Here is a 23,704-nt window from a genome sequence, read left to right as displayed (position 1 = left end):
GACCCTGAAACAAAGGGATATGGGCGACCGTCATGAGGTGCGGATCTTGTGTACACGCGTCACCGGCCCGAAATGCGTCCGCGACCGTGTACCGCGTCTGGTGTACGGGGAGCGGCGGCGTACTACCCGAGGAGGCTCATGAGTTCCCCCTGGCGGCAGCCGAGAGCGCACAGGGTGTCCGCTTAGGGTTTCCAGCATGCAGATCCGACTTCCCCGGCCCGCGGCCCGGGGCCGATGGCTCGCCGGCGTGGCGGCCTTCGCCGTGCTCGCGGGCGCCGGCACCTGGACCGCCGTCGCCGACGACGGCCCCCCGGCCGTGCAACGCGAGGACCGGGTGCAGGACATGCCCGGAGCGAAGATCGACACCTCCTTCTTCACCGCGGGAGGCACCGAGCGGCGGCCCGCCGTGCTCATCGGGCACGGATTCGGCGGCTCCAAGGCCGATGTGCGCGCCCAGGCCGAGAAGCTGGCCCGCGACGGTTACGCCGTCCTGACCTGGTCCGCCCGCGGCTTCGGCGCGTCGACCGGTCGCATCGGGCTCAACGATCCGCGGTACGAGGTCAAGGACGTCTCGCGCCTCATCGACTGGCTGGCGAAGCGGCCCGAGGTGCAGCTCGACGCGGACGGCGATCCGCGCGTGGGCCTCACCGGCAGTTCCTACGGCGGCGCGGTCTCCCTCCTCGGCGCCGGGTACGACAAGCGTGTCGACGCCGTCGCGCCCCAGATCACGTACTGGAACCTTGCCGACGCGCTCTTCCCCGACGGCGTCTACAAGAAGCTCTGGGCCGGGATCTTCTTCTCGACGGGGTCGCTGGGGGAGAGGAGCGCCGGCGAGCCGGGTGCGGTGACGACGCCGGAGAGGCCGCCGGCCGGCGGCGTCGCCGCGGACCGCACCGCCGACACGCCTCGCAACCCCTCCGGCTGCGGCAGTTTCGCGCCGCAGCTGTGCGTCATGTACGAGCGGGTCGCCGTCGCCGGGAAGCCCGACGCTCAGGCGCGGGAACTCCTGGAGGAGCGCAGCCCCTCCGCCGTCGGCGACAGGATCGACGTGCCCGCGCTCATCGTGCAGGGGCAGTCGGACTCCCTGTTCCCGCTCTCGCACGCCGACGCCATCGCAAAGGCGGTCGCCGGCAACGGCTCACCCGTTGCCGTCGACTGGATCGCCGGCGGGCACGACGGCGGAGACCGCGAGACGGACCGCATCGAGGGCCGTATCGGCGACTGGTTCGACCGCTACCTGAAGCAGGACAAGGGCACGGACACCGGGCCCGCGTTCCGCGTCAGCCGGGCCGGAGGCGTCGACTCCACCGACGGCCAGGCACTGCTGCGCGGCGCGACCTCGGACCGCTATCCCGGTCTCGCGAGCGGCGCCCGGCAGTTCGCGCTCACCGGCCGCGAGCAGAGTTTCGCCAACCCGGCAGGCGCCAACCCGGCCGCCGTCTCCTCCGTTCCCGGGCTGAGCGGCGGCGCCGGCGCGCTGGCCTCGTTCGGTGTGGGCCTGTCCCTCGACTTCCCGGGTCAGTTCGCGAGCTTCAGCTCCGCGCCGCTGCCCACCTCCGCCCGCATCACGGGCTCCCCCACCGTCACCGTGAAGGTCGCGTCGGACAACGGCGAAGCGGTCCTGTTCGGCAAGGTGTACGACGTCGGGCCCGACGGCCGGCAGCAGGTGCTGCCCGCCCAGCTCGTCGCCCCCGTCCGTGTCGAGGACGCCAAGGAGGGCAAGGAGGTCACACTGCGACTCCCCGCCGTGGACCACGAGGTCGACGCCGGGCACCGGCTGCGCCTCGTCCTGTCCGCGACCGACCTCGGCTACGCGTCCCCGGCCGAACCCGCCACGTACACCGTGTCCCTGGCCGGCCCCGGACAGCTGACCGTGCCCACCGCACCCGCGGTGAGGACACAGGCGGCCGCGCTCGCCTGGTGGGTGTGGGCGCTGCCCGCCGCCGGCGCGCTCGTCGCGGCCGTCCTGCTGATCACCGCCCGGCGCCGGGCGGTCGCTCCGGCGCCCGACCCCGAGCGCGCCGACGTGCCGCTGGAGATCACCGGACTGACGAAGAAGTACGCCAGGTCGGCCGACCGGTACGCCGTACGCGACCTGTCCTTCCGCGTCGAGAAGGGCCAGGTCCTCGGACTCCTCGGACCCAACGGCGCCGGAAAGACGACCACCCTGCGCATGCTGATGGGCCTCATCCGGCCCGACGAGGGCGAGATCCGGGTCTTCGGTCACGCCATCAGGCCCGGGGCGCCCGTGCTGTCGAGGGTCGGCGCGTTCGTCGAGGGAGCGGGCTTCCTCCCGCACCTTTCGGGTCGCGAGAACCTGGAGCTGTACTGGCAGGCCACCGGCCGCCCCGCCGACGACGCGCACATCGAAGAGGCGTTGGAGATCGCCGGCCTCGGCGACGCCCTCGCCCGCGCGGTGCGCACCTACTCGCAGGGCATGCGGCAGCGCCTGGCCATCGCGCAGGCCATGCTCGGCATGCCGGACCTGCTGATCCTCGACGAACCGACCAACGGCCTCGACCCGCCGCAGATCCGCGAGATGCGGGACGTGATGATCCGGTACGCGGCCGAAGGCCGGACCGTCATCGTCTCCAGTCACCTCCTTTCGGAGGTCGAGCAGACCTGCACCCACCTCGTGGTCATGGACCGCGGGCGGCTGGTGCAGGCCGGGCCGGTCGCCGAGATCACCGGCGAGAGCGACACCCTCCTCGTCACCACCGCGGGCGACCTGCCCGAGCCCGTCGTCGAGAAGATCGCCACCCTGCCGGGTATCGGTTCCGCCGTCCGCACGGACGAAGGGCTGCTCGTACGTCTGGACGGCCTGAGCGCCACCGGGATGATCGTCGAACTGGTCCGCCTGGACGTGCCATTGACGGGCGTCGGCCCGCACCGACGCCTGGAGGACGCGTTCCTCACCCTGATCGGAGGCTCCGCATGAGCGCGCCCGTGGTCGATTCCCCGGCCGTGCCCGTCGGGCCGGCGCCCGGCTATCGTGCCGGACACACCCTCCCCCTGCGCGTGGAGGCGATCCGGCAGCTCAAACGCCGCCGGACCCTGGTGATGGCCGGAATCCTGGCCGCCCTGCCGCTCATCCTCATCGCGGCGTTCGCGATCGGAGGCACGCCGGACGGCAGGGACAACGGCCGGGTGACCCTGATGGACACCGCGACCGCCTCGGGTGCCAATTTCGCGGCCACCTGCCTGTTCGTCTCGGCCGGCTTCCTGCTGGTGGTGCCGGTGGCGCTGTTCCACGGCGACACCGTCGCCTCGGAGGCGAGCTGGTCGTCGCTGCGCTATCTGCTGGCCGCACCCGTCCCGCGGACGCGGCTGCTGTGGTCCAAGCTGGCGGTGGCGCTCGGTTTCAGCGCGGCAGCCATGCTGCTGCTGCCGATCGTGGCGCTTGTCACGGGCACGGTCGCGTACGGCTGGGGGCCGCTCGAGCTGCCCACGGGCGGTTCGCTGGGGGCCGCGGATTCGCTGGGCCGGCTCGGGCTCGTCGTCGCGTTCGTCTTCGTGTCCCAACTCGTCACGGCAGGGCTGGCGTTCTGGCTCTCCACCAAGACGGACGCGCCTCTCGGTGCGGTCGGCGGTGCGGTCGGCCTGACGATCATCGGCAATGTGCTGGACGCGGTCACGGCTCTCGGCGACTGGCGCGAAGTGCTTCCCGCGCACTGGCAGTTCGCCTGGATCGACGCGCTGCAGCCGCAACTGGAATGGACCGGCATGGTGAAGGGGGCGTCGGTCTCGGTGACGTACGCGCTGGTGCTGTTCGCCCTCGCCTTCCGGAACTTCTCCCGCAAGGACATCGTGTCGTAGCCGTATGAAACGGGACGGACCGGGCCGGCCGTTGCCGCATCGAGACGCTTCCGCAACGCCTTCGTCTGCTCCTTCGGCCCCCCTCGCACGTCACATTCACAAGTGCCGACGATGCAAGGGGGGACGGATGAAACTCCGTACAGGAATGCGCCGTACAGTGACGCGCCGCAAAGGAACGCGCACAAGGGCGGGCAGGGGTGCGGCCGCCGCGCTGCTGGCCGGCGGGATGCTCCTGACGGCCGCCTGCGCCGGTTCGGAGAACATGTCCACCGATCACGCCGAAGGCAGCAAGCAGGACGCCCTGCCCGCGCCGATGGTCCCCGACGGAGGCAAGGGCGCCCCCGAGTCCGGGGACGAGAGCGGCAAGGCCCGCGAGTCGGCGCCGCCCGCCGACTATCTGTCCACGTTCGCGCTCGACGTGGACACCGCCTCGTACGGATACGCGCGGCGCACCATCAAGGACGGGCGGCTGCCCGACGCGAGCGAGGTACGGCCCGAGGAGTTCATCAACAGCTTCCGGCAGGACTACGAGCGCCCCGACGGCAACGGCTTCTCGGTCACCGTGGACGGCGCACGGCCGCAGAGCTCCGTGGAGGATCCCGGCGCCGAGGGCGAGATCCACGGCGAGAGCGCGGTGAAGGCGGACGACGCAGGCGACGACTGGTCGCTCGTACGCGTAGGGCTGTCCACCGGCACCGCGAAGCGGGCGAGCGCACGGCCGCCCGCCGCGCTCACGTTCGTCATCGACATCTCCGGTTCGATGTCCGAGCCCGGCAGGCTCGATCTCGTCAAGGAGTCCCTCGGCACTCTGATCGACGAACTGCGCGACGACGACTCCATCGCCGTGGTCACCTTCAGCGACGAGGCCGAGACCCGGCTGCCGATGACCCGCCTCGCGGGTAACCGCGGGCGGGCCCATGACGTCGTCGACGAACTGGAGCCCACCGACTCGACCAACGTGGAGGCCGGCGTCACCACCGGCTACGACGTCGCCGTCGAAGGCCGCCGCAAGGGCTCCACCAACCGTGTCGTCCTGCTCTCCGACGCGCTCGCCAACACCGGCGAGACCGAGGCGGACGCCATCCTCGACCGGATCGACGACGCGCGCCGCGAGCACGGCATCACGCTCTTCGGCGTCGGCGTCGGCAGCGACTACGGCGACGCACTGATGGAGCGCCTCGCCGACAAGGGCGACGGACACACCACTTACGTCTCCGACAGCGAGGGCGCCCGGAAGGTCTTCGTCGAGCAGCTGCCCGCCAACATCGAGCTGCGCGCCCGCGACGCCAAGGCGCAGGTCGCCTTCGACCCGCAGACGGTCAAGCAGTTCCGGCTCATCGGCTACGAGAACCGGGCGGTCGCGGACGACGACTTCCGCAACGACCGCGTGGACGGCGGCGAGGTCGGCCCCGGCCACACCGTGACCGCGCTGTACGCCGTGCGGCTGCGGGAGGGCGCGAGCGGTCATGTCGCGACCGCGACCGTGCGCTGGCTCGACCCCGCGACGCGGGCGCCGCACGAGCAGACCGGCTCGGTCGAGACCGACGCCATCGACGGCGCTCTATGGGGCGGCGGGTCCAAGCGCCTCCAGGTCACGGCGGTCGCCGCGTACTTCGCCGACGAACTGCGCGGCGGTTCGCTGCCGGGCTCGCCGGGACTGGGCGAACTGCAGGCCCGGGCACGGGCGCTGGCCGACTCGACGGAGGACGGCGCGGTGCGGGAGCTCGCGGAGACGATCGAGCGGGCGAAACGCCTGAAGGGCTGACGCCGTACGCGCACCACCGGGGCGCGTACGGGGGCAGGGCCGCCTGCCCGTCCTCGCGGCGTGTCCCGGGCGACCGCCCCGGGATCGTGTTCCGGTTGTCCCGTTGCACCGGACAACCGGAACACGATCCGCCCGCGCGCCATGCCCGAACTCTGGTGCGCCGCGCCGCAGGGCCGCGCCATGATGTGCCCATGGCCACCCTGCTGCTCGCTCTCTCTGTCGTGTCCACCGGTCTGTACGCGGGCTTCATGCTCATCTTCCTGACGGGCATCATGCCCGGGCTCGCACGGCTGACCGACGAACAGTTCGTGCCCGCGATGCGCCGGCTCAACGAGACCGTCCCGCGTGGCATCTTCCTCGTGGTCTTCCTCGCGATCATCGCGTTCCCGATCGCCGCGCTCGCCGTTCCTGTCGACGGCCGCACCGGCAGCGACCGGTGGCTGATCGTCGCGGGCCTCGTGTGTGCGGCCCTCAATCACCTCGTCACCGTCGCCGGCAACATCCCCCTCAACAACGCGCTGGCGGCGTCCGAGCAGGCCGACCCGCCCGTGCCCGACAGCGAGGTCCGCGCGGCGTTCGAGAGCAGGTGGAACCGGCTCCACCTGGTCCGTACGCTGCTGATCCTTGCCGCTTTCGTGCTGCTGGTCTGCGCCGCACTGCCGTAGGCGTGCTTCGGCCGTGCCCGGCCGAGCCTCAGAAACTGCCCGGCGGCGCATCCGGGCGCACGACGACGCCGCGATGCTCCTGACCAGGTACCGGCGGCCGGGAGCGCGACCCGGCGCGGTAGAAAGATGACATGAACCAACCAGTCCACCCCGCACAGGACGGCGACGCGGTCCGCGACATGGACGACGTCGACGCCGTGACCCGCGCGGTGCTGACGGCGTCCAGGCTGCTCGTGGCCGTCACCGCCCGCTCGCTCGCGGCCGTGGAGGACCGGGTGACACTGCCCCAGTTCCGCCTGCTGATGGTGCTGCACATCGAGGGGCCCGGGAAGCTGGTCTCGCTGGCCGAGCGGCTCGGGGTGAACCCGTCGACCGCCCTGCGCATGATGGACCGGCTGATCGCCGCGGGTCTGGCCGACCGGCAGGTCAATCCCGACAACCGTCGCGAGACGGTGTTGCGGCTGACGGCCGAGGGCCGGCGCGTCGTGGAGGACGTCACCGGCAGGCGCCGCAAGGAGATCGCCGCGATCGTGGCGCGGCTCGACCCCGGGCAGAGGGCTGCGCTCATCGGCGCGCTGGGCGCCTTCACCGAGGCCGGCGCGGAGCCCGCCGTCGACGAACCCGACGGAGGGCTCTACCCGCTCGGATGGTCGGACATCGTGCAGGGCGGCTCCCGCTGAGCGCACTGCGCAGCGGCAGTGCCCGACGGGCGAGGCCGGCACATTGCGCCGGCGAACCCCGAGCGGTGTGCCCCGGGACGCTTGGCGGGGAGGACCCGGTCGACGCCGTCGGCCTGCCCGATTGAGCTGCGTCACCGTGCCAGTGCCGCTCCCGGGCAGAGGGCAGCGTGTGCCGGGTCCTCCACCGCGAGAAGCATTGCACAGTGCAAGGGATTTGGCTCCCCCTGGTGGGGACCAACTTTTTGAATCCCCTTTACCCGCGGCTACTTGGGCGCGACGGCCGCCTCGACCTCCTGGAAGGTCGCGGCATCCACGAGCCCGGTGTCCTCCAGGACCTCCATGTGGTCGAGCACCGTCTGGTTCGCCTGGCGTGCGTGACGCCGGATCAGGTCGTTCTGGGTGGCGCCGCGGACCTCGGCGATCGTGGCGAAGATCTTGCCGTGCGAGGCACGCAGCAGATTGGCGAACACCCGGTCGAACTCGGCGCCCTGGGCGTTCTCCAGCTGCCTCACGAACCCCTGCTGCTCGGCGGTCGCCTCGTTGGGCAGCGCGACACCGAGGATCTTGGCGTCCTCGCGGACCAGCTGGTCGAGCTTGCTGTGGCCGTCGAGCAGATGCAGCCCGGCCCGCTTCACGGCCTCGCTGGAGCCGTTGGTCTGGGCGAGCCGGCCAGCGGGAATCTCCCAGAGCCCGGCCTGGCGCACCTTCACCAGAAACGTCTTGTCGACCTCGGTCACGGGCTGCGGCGCCTGAGCGGCCTGACCGGCCGCCCCGGAGTCCGCGGCCCCGGCCGCGGCATGGCCACCGTGCAACGACGTCCCGGCGGAGGAGGCGGACGAGCCCGCCTCCGCCTCGCCGCTGCCGCTCTGTACGGCTATGAACACGAGGGCGATGGCGGCCACGGCGGCAGTGATGACTGCGGCCACCCGCATCGACCCATAGGACCGCGCTGCGCGTCGATTCGGACGCATGATGCCTCCCGGTTGGGCATGGAGAAGGGTTCCTTTCGGGCACTGGGCATCGGGAGCGGGTCTGTTGCGGCTGGCACGGCACGCAGGGGTGAATACGGCGAGGAGGGCCGGGGCGTTCAACGGATGCCCGCCCTCCGCGCCACGGACGCCGCGAATTCACCTCCGAGGTGCCCGGGGTTCGCCCCGTGTCCGGGTGCGGGTCGCCCCGCCCGGCGGTAATGGCCGACGGCCCGTGCAGGACACAACCACCGGGTTCCGCGCATCCGCGTGCCGAGCTGACACCACACCCGGAGGACACGTGCCCCCTGCCACCGAGGCCGTGCCCGCCGAGGAGCAGCGCCGGCGCGGCACGACGGCCGGCCCCGGGACGGCGGACGGCGGCCCCGTGCCCGCCGAACGCACGCCCGGCGCGCTGCGCCGGCTCCTGCCGGGAGCCCGGCGCAGCAGAGGACTGCGGGCCGCCGCCGGCGCCGCCGTCCTGACCTGCCTCGTGTTCTGCTTCTCCGCGTACGCCGCCGGCAGCCATCCGTTCGGGCCCACGACCCGCAACACCGTGGATGTCGGCACCCAGTACCTGCCCTTCCATGCGTACTGGCGCAAGCTGCTGCTCGGCGAGACCGACGGCGACATGTTCCTGAACTGGACCTCGGGGTTCGGATCCAACTTCCTCGGCGACTTCGGCACCTACCTGAGCAGCCCGTTCGCCCTGCTGGTCGTGCTGTTCCCGGCTGACCGGATCGAACTGGCCCTCTTCGCCGTCACCGCCGCCAAGATCACCGCCGCCGGCGCAGCGATGGCGCTCCTCCTGCTGAAGCTGCGCCGCGGCCCCTGGCCCGTGGCCGCCGTACTCGGGGCCGCGTACGCGCTCTCCGGATGGACCTTCAACTACGGTGCCTCCGTGCCGATGTGGCTCGACGGGCTGCTGGCCTTCCCGCTGCTGTGCCTCGTCGGGGAGTGGGCACGCACCGGGCGCCGCCCCGTGCTCGGCCCGCTCGTGGTCGCACTGGCCTGGTTCGCGAACTTCTACACCGCCTACATGGCCACCCTCGGGGCTGCCGTCGTGCTCGTCGTGCGCCTCCTGGCGGCCGACGACACGGGCCGCGAGCGGCTGGCCGGACTGCTGCGCGGCGCCCGGGGCGTGGCCGTCGGCATCGGCCTCGCCGCTCCCGTCGTCGCGGTCGTCCACGCCGCCACCCGCGTCGCGGACCCGACCCCCGAGATCACCTTCGCCGCCGTCCCCTGGACCGAGGTGTTCGCCAGGCTGCTCCCGGCCACGTCGAGCGTGGCGACGCCCGCGCTCTACATCGGCACCCCGGCGCTCGTGCTGGCCCTGACCCTGCCGTTCAACCGGGCTCTCGCCCCCAGGGTCCGTATCGCGTGGACCGCAGCGGTGTGCCTGGTGGCGCTGTCCCTGCAGTGGGAGCCCACCCATCTGCTCTGGCATGCGGGCGCGTCCCCCAACGGCATCCCCTACCGCCAGACCTTCGTGCTCTGCGGGCTGCTGCTGATCGCCGCCTGGCTGTCCACGGCCCAGGGGCTGCCGCGGCTGCCCGCGCTGCTGGGCGCCGCCACGCTGCTGACGACGGCGGCCCTCGCGGCCCGCGGAAGCGCGGTCGTCGACCGGTGGACGTACCCGGCCCTCGCCGCAGCCGCGGCGCTCGCCGTGGCGGCCGGCGCCGCCGTGCTGCTGGTCAAGAGGTACGCCGTCGGTACGCGGATCCTGCCGCTCGTGGCCGTCGGACTCCTGCTCCTCGCCCAGGCCGGCGAGACCGCTCTGACGGGGATGCGTATCGAGCAACAGCAGTTGGAGCAGGTCTCCTGGTCCCCGCGGCTCGGCCCCTGGCATGCGGACGTGGCACGGGCGACCGGCGAGAAGGACGCCTGGCCGCGGCACCGGACGGAACCCGGCGAGGTCCCGGGCGGCAACGACGGCATGATCGTCGGCGGTCAGGGCGCCGAGTACTACAGCAGCCTCACCTCGCAGGTGTACTCCAGCACGCTGTCCTCCCTGGGCTTCGGCTACTACGCCAAGGGCCGCCGCCCGGTCGGCATGGACAACCCGGTGACCGACGCCCTCTTCTCCATCGGCACCCGGACGCACTCCTCGCCGGCGGCGCCGCCGCGCACCGACGAGCTCCCCGAGGCCGGCGTCACCACCACGGACATGCCCGTCCCGCCGCTGGTCACCGTCCGCCCGGACGTGTCCCCCACCGGCAGGCCGGCCCGTTTCGGCGAATCCGCCTTCGCCAACCAGGAGTTGCTGCTCGGTGCCACGGTGTACGACATCCCGGCCGACCTCTCCCGTAAGGACGGTGCCAAGGGCGGCACCACGCTGACCGCCGCCTGCCCCGCCGGCTCGCACGTCTTCCTCTGGGCACCCCGCTTCTCCGGCACCGCGGCACTCGGCGGGCGGCAGCCCGTCGCCTTCTTCGCCAAGCCGCCTGCCGTGCAGGGCGCCATGCAATCGCTCGGCACCGTCCCCGCGTCCGGAACCGTCCGGATCGAGCTCACGTCACAGGCCGCTGTCGCCCTGCCCCGCCGACCGCTCGGCTGCCTCGTCCGGGACCGGCTCGACGCGGCGGTGCGGCAGCTGACGGAGACCGCCGCCGTCGAGGTGCGCGTCTCGGGCCACGGCATTTCCGCCGAACTCCCGGCCGGCAGCACCGGAACCGCCGTGATCGCCGTACCCCGGATCTCCGGATGGACCTGCGCCGCCGGCGACGCGGCTCCCGCTCCGGCCGGCCGGTACCTGGGCCTGCTCGCGGTCCCCCTGGACGGCAGAGCGACATCGGCCGACTGCACGTACCGGCCTCCCGGACTGAGGCTGGGCACGGCCGTCGGCGCGGCGGCCCTCGCCGCCCTCGTGGCCATCGGCATTCTGCACCGGCGTGCACGCCGGAAACCGGCGGCGACCGTGAACCCATGAGCCTTCACAGGTTCCTCAGCGGGCCGACAACAGTTCACCCGGAGTACGCATATGACTCGTCTGGCGTGGTGTCAGGGTGAATATTCTGCCGAGAAGTCAGGCGTTCGAGTGTTTGGATTACGTGTGCCGAAATTGTCCGTCATAGTTCCGCTCCACAATGTCGGGGCCTACGCCCCGGACACCATGCGCAGTCTCGAGGCCAACGCCGACCCGGACTTCGAGTTCCTGCTGGTCGACGACTGCTCGACGGACGCCACCCCGCACGTGCTCGAACACTGGGAGAAGCGGATCCCCCACGCCAGGGTGATCCGCCACGATACGAACCGCGGCGTGGCCCAGGCGCGCAACACCGGACTCGACGCGGCGACCGGGGACTACGTCACGTTCCTCGACGGCGACGACTGGTACGCCCCCGGACACCTGCACGCCATGGTCGCCGGCATCGAGGCGCTGGGCTGCGACTTCGCCCGTACGGACCACGTGCAGTCCAACGGCCGGTCACGCCATGTCCGTTACGCGCCGGCGAAGCTGCGCGACACGGTGATGGATCCACGTGACGGGATCGCCCCCGCGAACATGGTGACGATGGTGGACTACCCGTTCGTCCCGTTCGGGATCTACAGCGGCCGTCTCTTCGAGAACGGCGCATCGCGGTTCGAGACGAAACTGCGCACCGCGGAGGACCGGTTGTGGGTCTGGCGGCTGCATCTGAAGGCGACGTCGTACGCGGCTCTGTCCCTGCACGGTGTCTTCTACCGGCGAGGTGTCACCACGTCCCTCACCCAGATCACGGACAACCGGCAACTGGACTTCATCCCGTCGTACGACCTCCTGCTCGAGGACGTGGCAGCGGACCGCGAGGCCGACCGTTTCCTGCCCAAAGCGGTGCGGACCTACTGCGCGATGATCGCCTTCCACATGGCCAAGGCGGACCAGTACCAACCGGCCGTCGCCAAGCGTCTGAGGCACGACGTGACCGACGCGTTGCGGCGCATGCCCCAGCAGGTGCTGGACGAGACCCTGGCAACGATGGACACCACCCGCAGAACGATGCTCCAGCGTCTGCGTGACACGAGACGGGCCGCCTGACCATGGACATGCAGCGCATTCAGATCTTCCAGGTGTCGACGCTCTACGGAGCGGCCACCCTGGCTGCGGCGATCGACGCCGGACAGTTCGGCCCACGCGAGGAATTCCGCCGAATACTGCTCGTCTCGAACAACGCGGAAGTCGCGGAGACGGCCCTGCGGCTCGACGAGATGACCGGCTACGGCCGCATCGCCGCGCGGTTCGACGACGTCGTCGACTGGAACCAGGCCATCCGTCCCCACCACCCCGGCGGGTGGGGGCCGCGACCGGAGGAAGTCCCGCTGTGGCAGCGGGTGTTCCGTAGGGCCTGGTCACTGGGCAGCGGCCCCGTCGAGGTGATCGTCGAGTCCATCCAGGTCAACCCCGGCCGGGCGCTCGCCGCCATCTTCGCCGAGAGCCCCGTCCATGTGTACGCCGACGGCCTCATGAGTTACGGACCGACCCGCGACGAGCTTCCCCAGTTGACCGCGTGCCGCATCCAGCGGCTCCTCCACCTCGACCTGGTGCCGGGACTGCGTCCCTTGCTCCTGACCGAGTACGGGGTCGAGCCCGAGCTCGTACCGGACGACGCGTTCCGCAAGGTGCTGGCGGAGATCGCCGAGTCGGCGGCCGAGGACCGGCAGGTGAGGGAGGCGGTCGCAGCGGCCCCCACCGCCCTGATGCTGGGCCAGTACCTCGCTGCGCTCGGCATCCTCACGGCCGAGGAGGAAGAGAACCTGCACATCCGCATGCTGCGTGGCGCGGCCGCGTCCGGCCACCGCTCCGTCGTCTTCAAGCCGCACCCGACGGCACCTGCCCGCTACTCGCTGGCCCTGCACGAGGAGGCAGCGCAGGCGGGGGTGCAACTGACCGTCCTGGACAGCCCGCTGCTCGCCGAGACGTTCTACGAGTGCTGCCGCCCGCAGCTCGTCGTCGGCTGCTTCTCCACGGCGATGTTCACGGCCTCCGTGTACTACGACATCCCGATCGCACGGGTGGGCACGGGCATGGTCCTCGAGCGGCTCACCCCGTACGAGAACAGCAACCGGATGCCGCTGACGATCGTGGACCACTTGGTGCCGGACCTGACCGCGGGCGCCACGCCGGCCGTCCCCGGCGCCGCACCGGCGACGCTGGCGCCGCTGGTCCGCGCGGTGGGCCACTGCATGCAGCCGAAGATCCACCCCGGCCTGCGGCCCGGGACCGCCCGGCTGCTGACCGACCGCGCCGACGACACGGAGACGACCCGCTACTTCCCCACGGCCCGCCTGACGGAACTCGACCTGCCGGGCGGCACATCCGTGGGCCCGGCGGCACGGCTGCGGCGGGGCCTGGGGCGGGGGAGGAAGTAGCTCCTCGGACACGCCTGGTCCGCGGTGGTGCCCCAGTAGCCGATCCGCGCGGGCCGACCGTCTGAGGGCGGCTGACCTTCGACCCGCGGTGCGGCCTCCAATGTGGGCCGGCGGAGTGGGAGGGGCGACACGAGGAGGCACCGTTCTGTCATATAAGCCCCCATACCGAGCATGATGCACCCACGCACCCGCACGCCCATTGGGGACACCATGCGCAACCGCACTGGCGCTGCTTCCTCGGCGCTCACCTTCAGCCTCCTGCTCACAGGCTGCGGCGTCGGCAGCGGCACCGACAGCAGGACCGGCCCCGTCGAGACGGTCACCACCCCGGCCACACAATCCGCGCCGGTGAACAAGGCCGAGGCCATCGCACAGTGCACTGCAGCCGTCGCCGAAGCGGCTCCGGGTTGGGAGAACTCGAGCATGAGGGTGGAGGGCTGGGAAAAGAACCCCAAAACCCCCGAGGTGTGCAAGTCCCTGGGCACCGCCGAGTACATGGCGGCATTCGCCGAGGGCCTCAACCAGGCTGAGGACCAGCGCAGCCAGTAGAGGCGTCCAGGCAGTGCAAAGCTCCAGCCGCGTCCAGCGGGTGGGGCTCCGTGGTCTCCAGCTACGGAGGCGCACAAGTACCTTCCCGGCCGGAGCTGGTTCGCGCCGCTCAGGAGCTACCACGAGTTCGTTGATGTGCTCCTCGTTGCAGGCCCACATGATCTGGCCGACGCAACGGGTCTGCAGCCATGGGGCCGCCGGAAGGACGGATTCTCACTACCGCCGCTACATCTTCTGCCGGAGCAAGCACACCGCCGAAATTCGCTTGCACACCATCGTCACTCGGGCCAACGTCGCCTGACACCTGACGAAGGCAGAGAAGATGACGACCCGGATTCACCACGTCGACCACGAACTCATCCAGGCCGCGGCGCAGGTCGCTCACACTCGCTGCCGGGGCGACAACCACACCATGGCGGCCGCGGCCCGCGCTCGGGACGGCCGGGTGGTCACGGCGGTGAACGCCTATCACTTCACCGGAGGGCCCTGCGCCGAGTTGGTCCTCATCGGCGCGGCAGCCGCCCAGGGCATCTACGACCTGGACACGATCGTTGCCGTGGGCGACCGCGACCGCGGGGTTGTCCCCCCGTGCGGCAGGTGCCGTCAGGTCCTTCTCGACTACTTCCCCACCCTCAAGGTCATCGTCGGTGAAGACGACCGCGAGCGAACTGTCCTTATCGCCGACTTGCTCCCCGAAAGCTACATCTGGGCCGACCACCAGCTCGACGCTGAGTAGACCGCGCCACTCGGCACGAGCCGGCACCGGCCGACACCAGGGCGAAGCCTGGATCACCATCGCTCAACGCTGGGGCCGTCCGCTGTCGTTGATGTCATTCAGGGGGCTGCTGTTCCACACCGCACAGCCTGAGGTGGGGAAGCAGTGGACGGGCACGGGGCAGGTCCATGAGGAACGAGGGCTCAAAGGCAGGGCCAAGCACGACACCCGCGTCGTGCCGTGTCGGCCGTCGCTCACTCGCATTCTTCGCGATCACATCCAGGCAGAGGGGCTGAAGCCTGGGGATCTGCTCTTTCCCGGCGAAAAGGGAGAGATTCTCTCCGGCTCGGTCTTCCGCCGCGCCTGACGGACCGCTCGAAAGGAAGTCCTACTGCCCGAGGAATTCGCTTCGCCCCTCGGTAAGCGCGTTTACGATCTGCGCCACACGTCCCTGACGGCGCGGCTGAACGTGGGTATGGCGCCGGCGCAGGTCGCCGAGTGGGTGGGCAACAGCGTGGCGGTCTTGCTCGCCACGTGCGCCCGCTGCATTTCGGTTCGGCTCAAGGATCACCAGCGGCGGATCGAGGCCGGGGGAGCCCTCCCCGACCCTGTCGCAGGATCGCTGAGCCGTCCGCGAAGCTTCGACGCGTATTCGACAGAACCACCCGCGGAAACCCGGTCCCAGCCGGACAGCGCCGGACCCGCCCCTCGCGATCACCGAGAGCGGTCCGGCGCTTACGCATCCGCTACCGCCCACTCGCTACGCTGCCCCTGACCAGCGAAAAGGCCCTCCGGGGTGGAGGGCCTCAACGTGGTGCGCGCTGTGCGCCCCCGGCAGGACTCGAACCTGCGGCCAAGCGCTTAGAAGGCGCCTGCTCTATCCACTGAGCTACGGGGGCCGGAATCGGCCTTGCTGCCGGGCCCACCTCGGTGGTGCGCGGCCTGCCGGGGACAAGGATAGGGCTCCGATCACCTTGGCCCGGTTGCTTCACCTGCGTGGCACGATGTGGAGGTTCGGTGAAGCGGAACGATAATCGCAGGCAGGTGCCATTCGTGCATCGCTTTTGACGCCTGGCGTCGCGGGTGTTGTGTACTCGTTATGCCTGCGCCCCTCTCGTCCCAAGTGCCCCTTCTGTCCGATCGGCGCGCAGAGATCCTCATACGCTTCAAAAAGCCTCCAAAATTGGGCATTCTTCGCATGTGGTGACCTTGGATGCACGGCCTCAGCTGATCGACGCACTTTCCGCCCTGCGCGACCGTGTCGCCGCCGTGCGTCTGCCGCTTCCCCTTCTCGGCGCGCCGCGCGCCCGGCAGACGCGCAGCGAGCTGCTCGCGCAGCTCGACGACTACCTCGTGCCCCGTCTCAAGGACCCCGACGCCCCGATGCTCGCCGTTGTCGGCGGATCCACCGGCGCCGGCAAGTCCACTCTCGTCAACTCCCTTGTGGGCAGGCGGGTCAGCGAAGCGGGTGTGCTGCGGCCCACCACGCGGACGCCCGTGCTGGTGTGCCATCCCGACGATCACCATTGGTTCGCCGGGATGCGGGTGCTGCCCGAACTGACCCGCGTGTGGATGCCTCCGCAGGACGACGAGGCCGAGGACGCCCGGCCTCGTCGCAGGCCGGGGCAGGTGGCCGATCAGAAATCCCTGCGGATCGAGACCGCCTCCACACTGCCCCGTGGCCTCGCACTCCTCGACGCGCCCGACGTCGACTCCCTGGTGGTGGAGAACCGGTTGCTGGCCGCCGAGTTGATCTGCGCCGCCGACGTCTGGGTGATGGTGACGACCGCCTCGCGCTACGCCGACGCCGTTCCGTGGCATCTACTGCGCGCGGCGAAGGAGTACGACGCCACGATCATCAGCGTGCTGGACCGTGTGCCGCACCAGGTCGTCGATGAGGTGTCGCGGCAGTACGCCGCGCTCCTCACCAAGGCCGGGCTCGGCCACGTGCCCCTGTTCACCGTCCCCGAACTGCCCGAGTCGGCCGGCGGCGGCAACGGTCTGCTGCCCACCACCGCCGTCGCGCCCCTGCTGTCCTGGCTCGCGCACCGGGTGCAGGACCCCGCGGCGCGCCAGCAGGCGCTGGGGCGTACCGCGGACGGGGTCCTCGACTCCCTCGCCGTACGGATGCCGGAGCTGGCGAGCGCCGTCGCCGCGCAGTACGCGGCGGCGGTGCGGCTCACGGGCGCGGTCGAGGAGGCGTACGAGGCGCAGCGGGAACGGGTGCGGGGGCAGTTGCGGGCCGGCGCCGTACTCGCCGGTGACGCACGTACCCGCTGGCGCGGGTATCCCCGCGACAGCTCGGCGTGCGAGCTGCTGGACGCGCTCGTCGCCAGCCTCTCCGCGTTGCTGCAGTGTGCCGTGGCCGCTGCCGACGAGCGGGTGCAGGACGCCTGGCGGCGCGAGCCTGCGGGCGCCGAAGCATCCCTGCACAGGCGGGCCGATCTGGAGTCCGGGGAACGGGTCGGGATGGCCGTGCGCCGCTGGCGGCGAGTCCTCGAGGAGCTCGCCGAGGAGGAGGTGCGGGACATGGAACGCAACGCCGCACCCGACCCCGAGACCGTCGCCGCCCTCCTGGCCACCTCGCTGCTCGGCGGCCGGCGCGCCCGCGGTGCGGGGGAGCGGCTCGCCGAACGCATCGGTGCGCAGGGTGCTTTGCGGCTCCGCGACAAGGGCGGCGAACTCGTGACGACCTACATCGACGACGTACTGCACAGCGAACGGGACCGGCGGCTCGCGCCCCTCGACGCGCTCGAAGTGACCTCCGAGCCGCAGGCCGAGCTGATCGCCGCGCTGTCCCTACTGCAGAAGGAGAGGTGAGCGCGGGTGACCGCCATCACCGATGACGAGAACGAGGCCGGCGGCCGCTGGGACGACGGCCTGATCGCGCGCCGCGCCGAGCCGCCCGCGACCGCCGAGGAGGGGGACGGAAACGGCGACCCGCAGGGGAACAGGGACGAGGACGACGACGGGGGGCGGCCGGGCGACGAGCAACTGCTCACCGGCGGAGCGTACGAAGGGCCGCTGCGCGAGCGGCTGAACGCGCTGCGCGAACTGCTCGGGCTCTCCCAGACCCGGCTGGACGGGCGGACCCTCGCGGAGGCCGGACGGGTACTCGACGAGGCGGCCGCCCGTCAGCGGCTGTCCTCGCGGCACACCGTCGTCGCCATCGCGGGAGCGACCGGAAGCGGCAAGTCGACCCTGTTCAACGCGCTCGCCGGAGTGCGCATCGCGGAGACCGGGGTGCGCAGGCCCACCACCTCGGCTCCCATCGCCTGCACCTGGTCGGACGGCGCGGCGGGGCTGTTGGACCGGCTCGCGATTCCCGGGCGGCTGCGTCGTCGGCCGCTCGCCGGCGGTGACGGGGACGAGCAGTTGCAGGGACTGGTGCTGATCGACCTGCCCGACCACGATTCGGCGGTCGTGCGCCACCGGGAGCAGGTCGACCGGGTGCTCGCGCTGGTCGACGCGGTGATCTGGGTCGTCGACCCGGAGAAGTACGCCGACGCCCCGCTGCACGAGCGCTATCTCCGGCCGCTCGCAGGGCACGCGGAGATCACGTTCGTGGTGCTCAACCAGATCGACCGGCTGCCCGGGGAGGCCGCCGACCAGGTGCTCGACGATCTGCGCCGCCTCCTCGACGAGGACGGCATGGCGGTCGGCGAACACGGTGAACCGGGCGCCACCGTGCTGTCGCTCTCGGCGCTCACCGGTGAGGGCGTCGGTGAACTGCGGGAAATGATCGGCACGTTCGTGCAGGAGCGCAGCGCGGCCGCGCGCAGGCTGTCCGCGGACGTCGACGCGGCCGCATGGAAGCTGCGCCCCGTGTACGTCGCCGAGGGCCGGATCGGTCTCGGTGAGCGGTCCCGCGAGGACTTCTCGGCGCGACTGGCGGACGCGATCGGCGCGACCGCCGCCGGGGAGGCGGCGGAACGGGCGTGGCGCAGGAACGCCGGGCGGGCGTGCGGCACTCCCTGGCTGCGGCTGTGGCGCTGGTACGAGCGCAAACGCATGCCAGGGGCCGCTCTGCTCCCGCCTGCCGCGCCGGTGGAGGACGAGCCGACAGCGCGCCAGCGGGTCGAGCAGGCGGTCCGCGCGGTCGCCGACGAGGCGGCGCACGGGCTGCCCGTGCCGTGGGCACAGGCAGTGCGGGAGGCAGCGGTACGCGGCGCGCAGGGACTGCCCAAGGCGTTGGACGAGTTGGCGGCACGCGAGGCGGAGGCGACCAACGGACGGCCGCAGCGCCCCGCCTGGTGGCCGGCCGCGGTCCTGGCACAGGCGGCGATGACGCTGCTTCAGATCTACGGGGGCCTGTGGCTGGTGGGCCAGATCATCGGCGTGCTGGAGCCGGGGCTCGTTCCGCCGGTGCTCGTGATGCTCGCCGGGATCGTGGGCGGACCGCTGGTGGAGTGGGCGTGCGCGGCGGCGGCGAATGGGCCGGCGCGGCGGTACGGGGAGGAGGCGAGCCGTCGGCTGCATGAGGCGGCCGCCGGGTGCGGGCGGGCGAAGGTGCTCGATCCGATCGCTGCGGAGCTCATGCGTTATCAGGAGGTGCGGGAGCAGTTCTCGACGGTGTCGGCAACGACGCGCCCCGGTATTGGGCCCGCCGGGCGGGGAAGGGTGCGTACCCGGATCGGGTGATCCGGTTGTTCACAGGCGCGCGGTTGTCCACAGGCTCCAGCGGCTTCTTTTCGTCCGGTCCAGCATGGAGTCCGGTTCATCGAACCGGGGACAGGCGGACCGGACGGGGAGGCGAGCGTCATGAACGACACGATGGTGACTGTGGTGGGAAATGTCGCCACGAATGTGGAGTACCGGGAAACGGCCACGGGAGGGATGGCGCGATTCCGTTTCGCGGTGCCCTCGCGGCGCTGGGACCGTCGAAGCGGTAACTGGTCGGACGGGCCGACGAGTTTCTACACGGTTTTCGCGTGGCGGTCGCTCGCGGCGAATCTGACGGGCTCCGTCTCTGTCGGCGAACCACTGGTCGTGCACGGCAGGCTGAGGGTGCGCGAGGAGGACGGCGACGGCAGGCGCCGGACATTCGTGGACATCGACGCGCTGGCGGTGGGCCACGATCTGACGCGTGGGACGGCGGCGTTCAGACGGGTGGCGAAGGGTGTGCCGAGTGTTCTCGCCCCTCGTCCGGCGGGCGGGACGGGCGCGGCGGGAGGGCCGGGGAAGCAGGCGGTGAGGGAGCGTCGTGACGAGCCGGTTCCCGTCGGGTGACGGGCAGTTGTGGAGATTTGTCGATGCCGCTGCACGGAAACGGAGTGGAACGGAAGCGTCCGGTCGGCAGGGATAACGATTACGAGTCGGAATGGTTGTCTGACGGTATGACGGGGCATCGCGCAGCGCCCCGTCCATAGGATTCCCGAGTACTCACGGGGCACTTGAGTCTGCTGGCGAGACACTTCCCCCACGCGTCACGTGCGCACGCATCAGCGCGCACTGAGCGACAGCGTCTCGCCCGGAGGGGAATTCTGCTGTGTTTGCTGTCTTCTCAGCGTCGGCCGCACGCAGGCGTCGCGCCGTCCGCCGTCCTGTCGCGGCGGCTCTGGTCGCGGGTCTGATCGCGACGGGCTCCCTGGCCGCAGCGGGGACGGCCGCCGCCGACGACGGGCTCCAGCACCAGGGCGGCGCGGTCGCCACCCTGGACGGGCTCAAGACCTATGACCAGGCCGTGCTGCACAGCAACGGCGAGGACGCGAAGATCCCGGCCGGACTCTTCGAGATGACCGTCGACGGCGGCGGCCGGCTCAAGACGTACTGCATCGACATCCACAATCCGACCCAGGACCAGGCCAAGTACCTGGAGACCCCCTGGAACCAGACGTCCCTGGGCGGGAACGTCAACGCGGGGAAGATTCGCTGGATCCTGGAGCACTCCTACCCCCAGATCGACGATCTCGCCGCACTCGCCGAGGACGCAGGCAGCGGGCCGCTGAGCGAGCAGACCGCCGCGGCCGGTACCCAGGTCGCCATCTGGCGCTTCTCGGACGGCGCGGAGGTGGAGGCGGTCGACCCGCAGGCGGAGAAGCTGGCGGACTGGCTGGAGGGCGCCGCGGAGAACGCGGCCGAGCCCAGGGCCTCGCTCGGCCTGGAGCCGAACGCCGTCTCCGGCAAGGCGGGCAGCAGGCTCGGACCGGTGACTGTGCGTACCGACGCCGGGCAGGTCTCCGTCACACCCCCGGCCGACGCGGCCGCCAGTGGCATCGAGATCACGGGCAAGGACGGCAAGCCGGTCACCTCCGCGGTCAACGGCACCGAGCTGTTCTTCGACGTGCCCGAGGACGCCGCGGACGGCACGGCGGCGCTGACCGTGCAGGCGACCACGTCGGTGCCGGTGGGCAGGGCGTTCGCCGGGGTCACCAAGAGCCAGACGCAGATCCTGGCCGGGTCGAGCGAGTCGACTGTCTCGGCGACCGCCTCGGCGACCTGGGCGACGACGGGCGCCATCCCCGCGCTGACGGCGCAGAAGAACTGTGCCGCGGGCGGCGTGGACGTCACGGCGGGCAACACGGGCGACGCCCCGTTCACCTTCGAGCTCGCCGGCTTCGAGCACACCGTCGCGGCGGGCGCGTCGCGCACAGTGACCGTGCCGGTCGCCGAGGACCAGGCGTACGACTTCACGATCACCGGTCCCGGCGGCTTCTCGAAGACGTTCAAGGGCGTGCTGGACTGCATGACCACGGGCACAGCGGCACCGGACATCGAGACCCAGGGCTCCCGGGCGGTCCCGGCATCGACCGGTGGCGGCTCCGGAGGGCTGGAGGGCGACCTCGCCGAGACGGGCGGCTCCAGCGCGACGCCCATGATCGCGGGGATCGCCGTCGTGCTGCTGGTGGTGGGCGGCGGAGCGGTGTTCTTCCTGCGCAGGAAGAAGCCGACGTCCCCGGAGGAGTGAAAAGAGGGTCGCGGGGTGTGACCCTGCGCAGTGGAACGGGCCCGGCACCCTCCAGGGGTGCCGGGCCCGGCCGTGTGCCGGGGCGCCCGCACTCCCACCGTGGTTTCCGCCCAAGGGGCCGCGTACGGCAAGATGGGTGTATCTGCCCACCCACTGCTTGCCGGACGGTTTCTCTTGGCTGAGTTCATCTACACCATGCGCAAGACGCGCAAGGCGCACGGCGACAAGGTCATCCTTGACGACGTCACCTTGAACTTCCTGCCTGGCGCGAAGATCGGTGTGGTCGGCCCGAACGGCGCCGGTAAGTCCACCGTTCTCAAGATCATGGCGGGACTCGAGCAGCCCTCCAACGGTGACGCCTTCATCACGCCCGGCTTCAGCGTCGGCATCCTCATGCAGGAGCCGAAGCTCGACGAGTCGAAGACGGTCCTCGAGAACGTCCAGGACGGCGCCGCCGAGATCATGGGCAAGCTGAAGCGCTTCAACGAGGTCGCCGAGCTCATGGCGACCGACTACACCGACGCGCTGATGGAGGAGATGGGCAAGCTCCAGGAAGACCTGGACCACGCCAATGCCTGGGATCTCGACGCCCAACTGGAGCAGGCCATGGACGCCCTGGGCTGCCCGCCCGGCGACTGGCCCGTCACCAACCTCTCCGGTGGCGAGAAGCGCCGTGTCGCGCTCTGCAAGCTGCTGATCGAGGCGCCCGACCTGCTGCTGCTCGACGAGCCCACCAACCACCTCGACGCCGAGTCGGTGAACTGGCTGGAGCAGCACCTTTCGAAGTACTCGGGTGCCGTTGTCGCCGTCACCCACGACCGGTACTTCCTCAACAACGTCGCCGAGTGGATTCTCGAGCTGGACCGCGGCCGCGCGCACCCGTACGAGGGCAACTACTCCACCTACCTGGAGAAGAAGGCCGCACGCCTCAAGGTCGAGGGCCGCAAGGACGAGAAGCGCCAGAAGCGGCTCAAGGAAGAGCTGGAGTGGGTCCGGTCCAACGCCAAGGGGCGTCAGACCAAGTCCAAGGCCCGTCTTGCTCGTTACGAGGAGATGGCTGCCGAGGCGGACAAGATGCGGAAGCTGGACTTCGAGGAGATCCAGATCCCGCCGGGTCCCCGCCTGGGCTCCATCGTCGTCGAGGTCAACAACCTCTCCAAGGCCTTCGGCGAGAAGGTCCTCATCGACGACCTGAGTTTCACCCTGCCGCGCAACGGCATCGTCGGCATCATCGGCCCGAACGGCGCCGGCAAGACCACCCTGTTCAAGATGATCCAGGGCCTGGAGACGCCGGACTCCGGCGACATCAAGGTCGGCGAGACCGTCAAGATCTCCTACGTCGACCAGAGCCGCGCCAACATCGACGCCAAGAAGACGCTCTGGGCGGTCGTGTCGGACGAGCTGGACTACATCAACGTCGGCCAGGTCGAGATGCCGTCCCGCGCCTACGTCAGCGCCTTCGGCTTCAAGGGCCCGGACCAGCAGAAGCCGGCCGGAGTCCTCTCCGGTGGTGAGCGCAACCGCCTCAACCTGGCGCTCACCCTCAAGGAGGGCGGCAACCTGCTGCTCCTCGACGAGCCGACCAACGACCTCGACGTCGAGACCCTCTCCTCCCTGGAGAACGCGCTGCTGGAGTTCCCGGGCGCCGCGGTGGTCATCTCCCACGACCGTTGGTTCCTCGACCGAGTGGCGACGCACATCCTCGCCTACGAGGGCGAGTCCAGGTGGTACTGGTTCGAGGGCAACTTCGAGTCGTACGAGAAGAACAAGATCGACCGTCTCGGCGCGGACGCCACCCGTCCGCACCGTGCCACCTACAAGAAGCTCACCAGGGGCTGAGGAGGCACATGGCCCGCCACATCTACCGCTGTCCCCTGCGCTGGTCGGACATGGACGCCTTCGGGCACGTCAACAACGTCGTCTTCCTGCGGTATCTGGAAGAGGCGCGGATCGACTTCATGTTCCGGCTGGCGCCGGGGGACGGTTCGCCGTCCTTCTCCGGCGGATCGGTCGTCGCACGGCACGAGATCGACTACGTGCGACCGCTGGTCCACCGCCATGAACCGGTTGTCATCGAGTCATGGGTGACGAAGATCAGTGCCGCGTCGCTGACCATCGCCTACGAGGTGAAGGAGGCGGACGATCCCGCCTCGGTGTATGTGCGGGCCTCGACGATCGTCGTGCCGTTCAACCTCGAGGAGCAGCGGCCGCGGCGCATCAGCGCCGAGGAGAAGTCGTTCCTGCAGAAGTACCTCGACGACCCCGCCGAGGACGCACTCGCCGCATGACC

17 protein-coding genes and 1 tRNA gene are annotated in these 23,704 nt (G+C 70.8%); 16 read left to right on the top strand and 2 right to left on the bottom strand.

Features of this window, described 5'->3' with window-relative positions; genetic code table 11:
- Positions 1–196 precede the first annotated feature (196 nt).
- The 5 genes from AC067Z_RS06280 to AC067Z_RS06260 all read left to right on the top strand — a co-directional run bounded on the left by AC067Z_RS06280 (position 197) and on the right by AC067Z_RS06260 (position 6,926).
- A complete protein-coding gene (locus tag AC067Z_RS06280; RefSeq protein ID WP_478788282.1) occupies positions 197–2,938 on the top strand; it encodes an alpha/beta fold hydrolase in 2,742 nt (913 codons plus the stop codon).
- The gene (locus AC067Z_RS06275; protein WP_478788281.1) at positions 2,935–3,816 is read left to right on the top strand and encodes an ABC transporter permease; all 882 of its coding nucleotides are present in this window, start codon (positions 2,935–2,937) and stop codon (positions 3,814–3,816) included. Before AC067Z_RS06280 ends, AC067Z_RS06275 begins: the two co-directional genes overlap by 4 nt.
- A gap of 127 nt (positions 3,817–3,943) precedes the next feature.
- Complete coding sequence (locus AC067Z_RS06270; protein WP_478788280.1) at positions 3,944–5,581, top strand: vWA domain-containing protein; 1,638 nt, start codon at positions 3,944–3,946, stop codon at positions 5,579–5,581.
- Positions 5,582–5,772: 191 nt separating this feature from the next.
- Positions 5,773–6,246: an anthrone oxygenase family protein gene (locus tag AC067Z_RS06265; protein WP_478788279.1), complete on the top strand. Its 474-nt coding sequence runs from the start codon at positions 5,773–5,775 to the stop codon at positions 6,244–6,246.
- Between the two features lie 179 nt (positions 6,247–6,425).
- The gene (locus tag AC067Z_RS06260; protein ID WP_478788482.1) at positions 6,426–6,926 is read left to right on the top strand and encodes a MarR family winged helix-turn-helix transcriptional regulator; all 501 of its coding nucleotides are present in this window, start codon (positions 6,426–6,428) and stop codon (positions 6,924–6,926) included.
- Positions 6,927–7,189: 263 nt separating this feature from the next.
- Here AC067Z_RS06260 and AC067Z_RS06255 read toward each other — a convergent pair whose 3' ends face one another.
- Positions 7,190–7,858 (bottom strand): DUF4142 domain-containing protein, encoded by a 669-nt coding sequence (locus AC067Z_RS06255; protein WP_478788278.1) that lies wholly within the window; start codon positions 7,856–7,858, stop codon positions 7,190–7,192.
- 337 nt (positions 7,859–8,195) lie between these two features.
- On the opposite strand from AC067Z_RS06255, the gene AC067Z_RS06250 reads away from it, so the two are divergent.
- The 5 genes from AC067Z_RS06250 to AC067Z_RS06230 all read left to right on the top strand — a co-directional run bounded on the left by AC067Z_RS06250 (position 8,196) and on the right by AC067Z_RS06230 (position 14,528).
- A complete protein-coding gene (locus AC067Z_RS06250) occupies positions 8,196–10,823 on the top strand; it encodes a YfhO family protein (protein WP_478788277.1) in 2,628 nt (875 codons plus the stop codon).
- Positions 10,824–10,946: 123 nt separating this feature from the next.
- A complete protein-coding gene (locus AC067Z_RS06245) occupies positions 10,947–11,912 on the top strand; it encodes a glycosyltransferase family 2 protein (protein WP_478788276.1) in 966 nt (321 codons plus the stop codon).
- 8 nt (positions 11,913–11,920) lie between these two features.
- Complete coding sequence (locus tag AC067Z_RS06240; protein ID WP_478788275.1) at positions 11,921–13,243, top strand: polysialyltransferase family glycosyltransferase; 1,323 nt, start codon at positions 11,921–11,923, stop codon at positions 13,241–13,243.
- 210 nt (positions 13,244–13,453) lie between these two features.
- Positions 13,454–13,792, top strand: a complete 339-nt coding sequence (locus AC067Z_RS06235) for a hypothetical protein (protein ID WP_478788274.1) — start codon at positions 13,454–13,456, stop codon at positions 13,790–13,792.
- Positions 13,793–14,114: 322 nt separating this feature from the next.
- Positions 14,115–14,528 (top strand): cytidine deaminase family protein, encoded by a 414-nt coding sequence (locus tag AC067Z_RS06230; RefSeq protein ID WP_478788273.1) that lies wholly within the window; start codon positions 14,115–14,117, stop codon positions 14,526–14,528.
- Between the two features lie 805 nt (positions 14,529–15,333).
- Here the strand turns inward: AC067Z_RS06230 and AC067Z_RS06225 are convergent.
- Positions 15,334–15,406, bottom strand: a tRNA-Arg gene (locus AC067Z_RS06225).
- 301 nt (positions 15,407–15,707) lie between these two features.
- On the opposite strand from AC067Z_RS06225, the gene AC067Z_RS06220 reads away from it, so the two are divergent.
- The 6 genes from AC067Z_RS06220 to AC067Z_RS06195 all read left to right on the top strand — a co-directional run bounded on the left by AC067Z_RS06220 (position 15,708) and on the right by AC067Z_RS06195 (position 23,702).
- A complete protein-coding gene (locus tag AC067Z_RS06220) occupies positions 15,708–17,327 on the top strand; it encodes a dynamin family protein (protein ID WP_478788272.1) in 1,620 nt (539 codons plus the stop codon).
- A 6-nt stretch (positions 17,328–17,333) separates the two neighbouring features.
- Positions 17,334–19,148, top strand: coding sequence for a YfjP family GTPase (locus AC067Z_RS06215; RefSeq protein WP_478788271.1), 1,815 nt, complete (start codon positions 17,334–17,336; stop codon positions 19,146–19,148).
- 120 nt (positions 19,149–19,268) lie between these two features.
- Positions 19,269–19,736 (top strand): single-stranded DNA-binding protein, encoded by a 468-nt coding sequence (locus AC067Z_RS06210; protein ID WP_478788270.1) that lies wholly within the window; start codon positions 19,269–19,271, stop codon positions 19,734–19,736.
- A gap of 259 nt (positions 19,737–19,995) precedes the next feature.
- The gene (locus AC067Z_RS06205; RefSeq protein WP_478788269.1) at positions 19,996–21,414 is read left to right on the top strand and encodes an LAETG motif-containing sortase-dependent surface protein; all 1,419 of its coding nucleotides are present in this window, start codon (positions 19,996–19,998) and stop codon (positions 21,412–21,414) included.
- 174 nt (positions 21,415–21,588) lie between these two features.
- Complete coding sequence (ettA, locus tag AC067Z_RS06200; RefSeq protein ID WP_478788268.1) at positions 21,589–23,253, top strand: energy-dependent translational throttle protein EttA; 1,665 nt, start codon at positions 21,589–21,591, stop codon at positions 23,251–23,253.
- 8 nt (positions 23,254–23,261) lie between these two features.
- Positions 23,262–23,702: an acyl-CoA thioesterase gene (locus AC067Z_RS06195; RefSeq protein ID WP_478788267.1), complete on the top strand. Its 441-nt coding sequence runs from the start codon at positions 23,262–23,264 to the stop codon at positions 23,700–23,702.
- Positions 23,703–23,704: the final 2 nt, after the last annotated feature.

This window comes from Streptomyces sp. NPDC043812 (genome assembly GCF_056436245.1).
Note: the sequence above shows the minus strand (reverse complement) of the source record. Positions and strands in the feature narration are given on the sequence as shown.

What these genes read in the sequence shown, in the direction of transcription:
- AC067Z_RS06270 (WP_478788280.1), top strand. Translation starts at nt 3,944, where the DNA reads ATGAAACTCCGTACAGGAATGCGCCGTACAGTGACGCGCCGCAAAGGA.
- AC067Z_RS06265 (WP_478788279.1), top strand. Translation starts at nt 5,773, where the DNA reads ATGGCCACCCTGCTGCTCGCTCTCTCTGTCGTGTCCACCGGTCTGTAC.
- AC067Z_RS06195 (WP_478788267.1), top strand. Translation starts at nt 23,262, where the DNA reads ATGGCCCGCCACATCTACCGCTGTCCCCTGCGCTGGTCGGACATGGAC.
- AC067Z_RS06210 (WP_478788270.1), top strand. Translation starts at nt 19,269, where the DNA reads ATGAACGACACGATGGTGACTGTGGTGGGAAATGTCGCCACGAATGTG.
- AC067Z_RS06235 (WP_478788274.1), top strand. Translation starts at nt 13,454, where the DNA reads ATGCGCAACCGCACTGGCGCTGCTTCCTCGGCGCTCACCTTCAGCCTC.
- AC067Z_RS06260 (WP_478788482.1), top strand. Translation starts at nt 6,426, where the DNA reads ATGGACGACGTCGACGCCGTGACCCGCGCGGTGCTGACGGCGTCCAGG.
- AC067Z_RS06240 (WP_478788275.1), top strand. Translation starts at nt 11,921, where the DNA reads ATGCAGCGCATTCAGATCTTCCAGGTGTCGACGCTCTACGGAGCGGCC.
- AC067Z_RS06280 (WP_478788282.1), top strand. Translation starts at nt 197, where the DNA reads ATGCAGATCCGACTTCCCCGGCCCGCGGCCCGGGGCCGATGGCTCGCC.
- AC067Z_RS06230 (WP_478788273.1), top strand. Translation starts at nt 14,115, where the DNA reads ATGACGACCCGGATTCACCACGTCGACCACGAACTCATCCAGGCCGCG.
- AC067Z_RS06275 (WP_478788281.1), top strand. Translation starts at nt 2,935, where the DNA reads ATGAGCGCGCCCGTGGTCGATTCCCCGGCCGTGCCCGTCGGGCCGGCG.
- AC067Z_RS06255 (WP_478788278.1), bottom strand. Translation starts at nt 7,858, where the DNA reads ATGCGGGTGGCCGCAGTCATCACTGCCGCCGTGGCCGCCATCGCCCTC.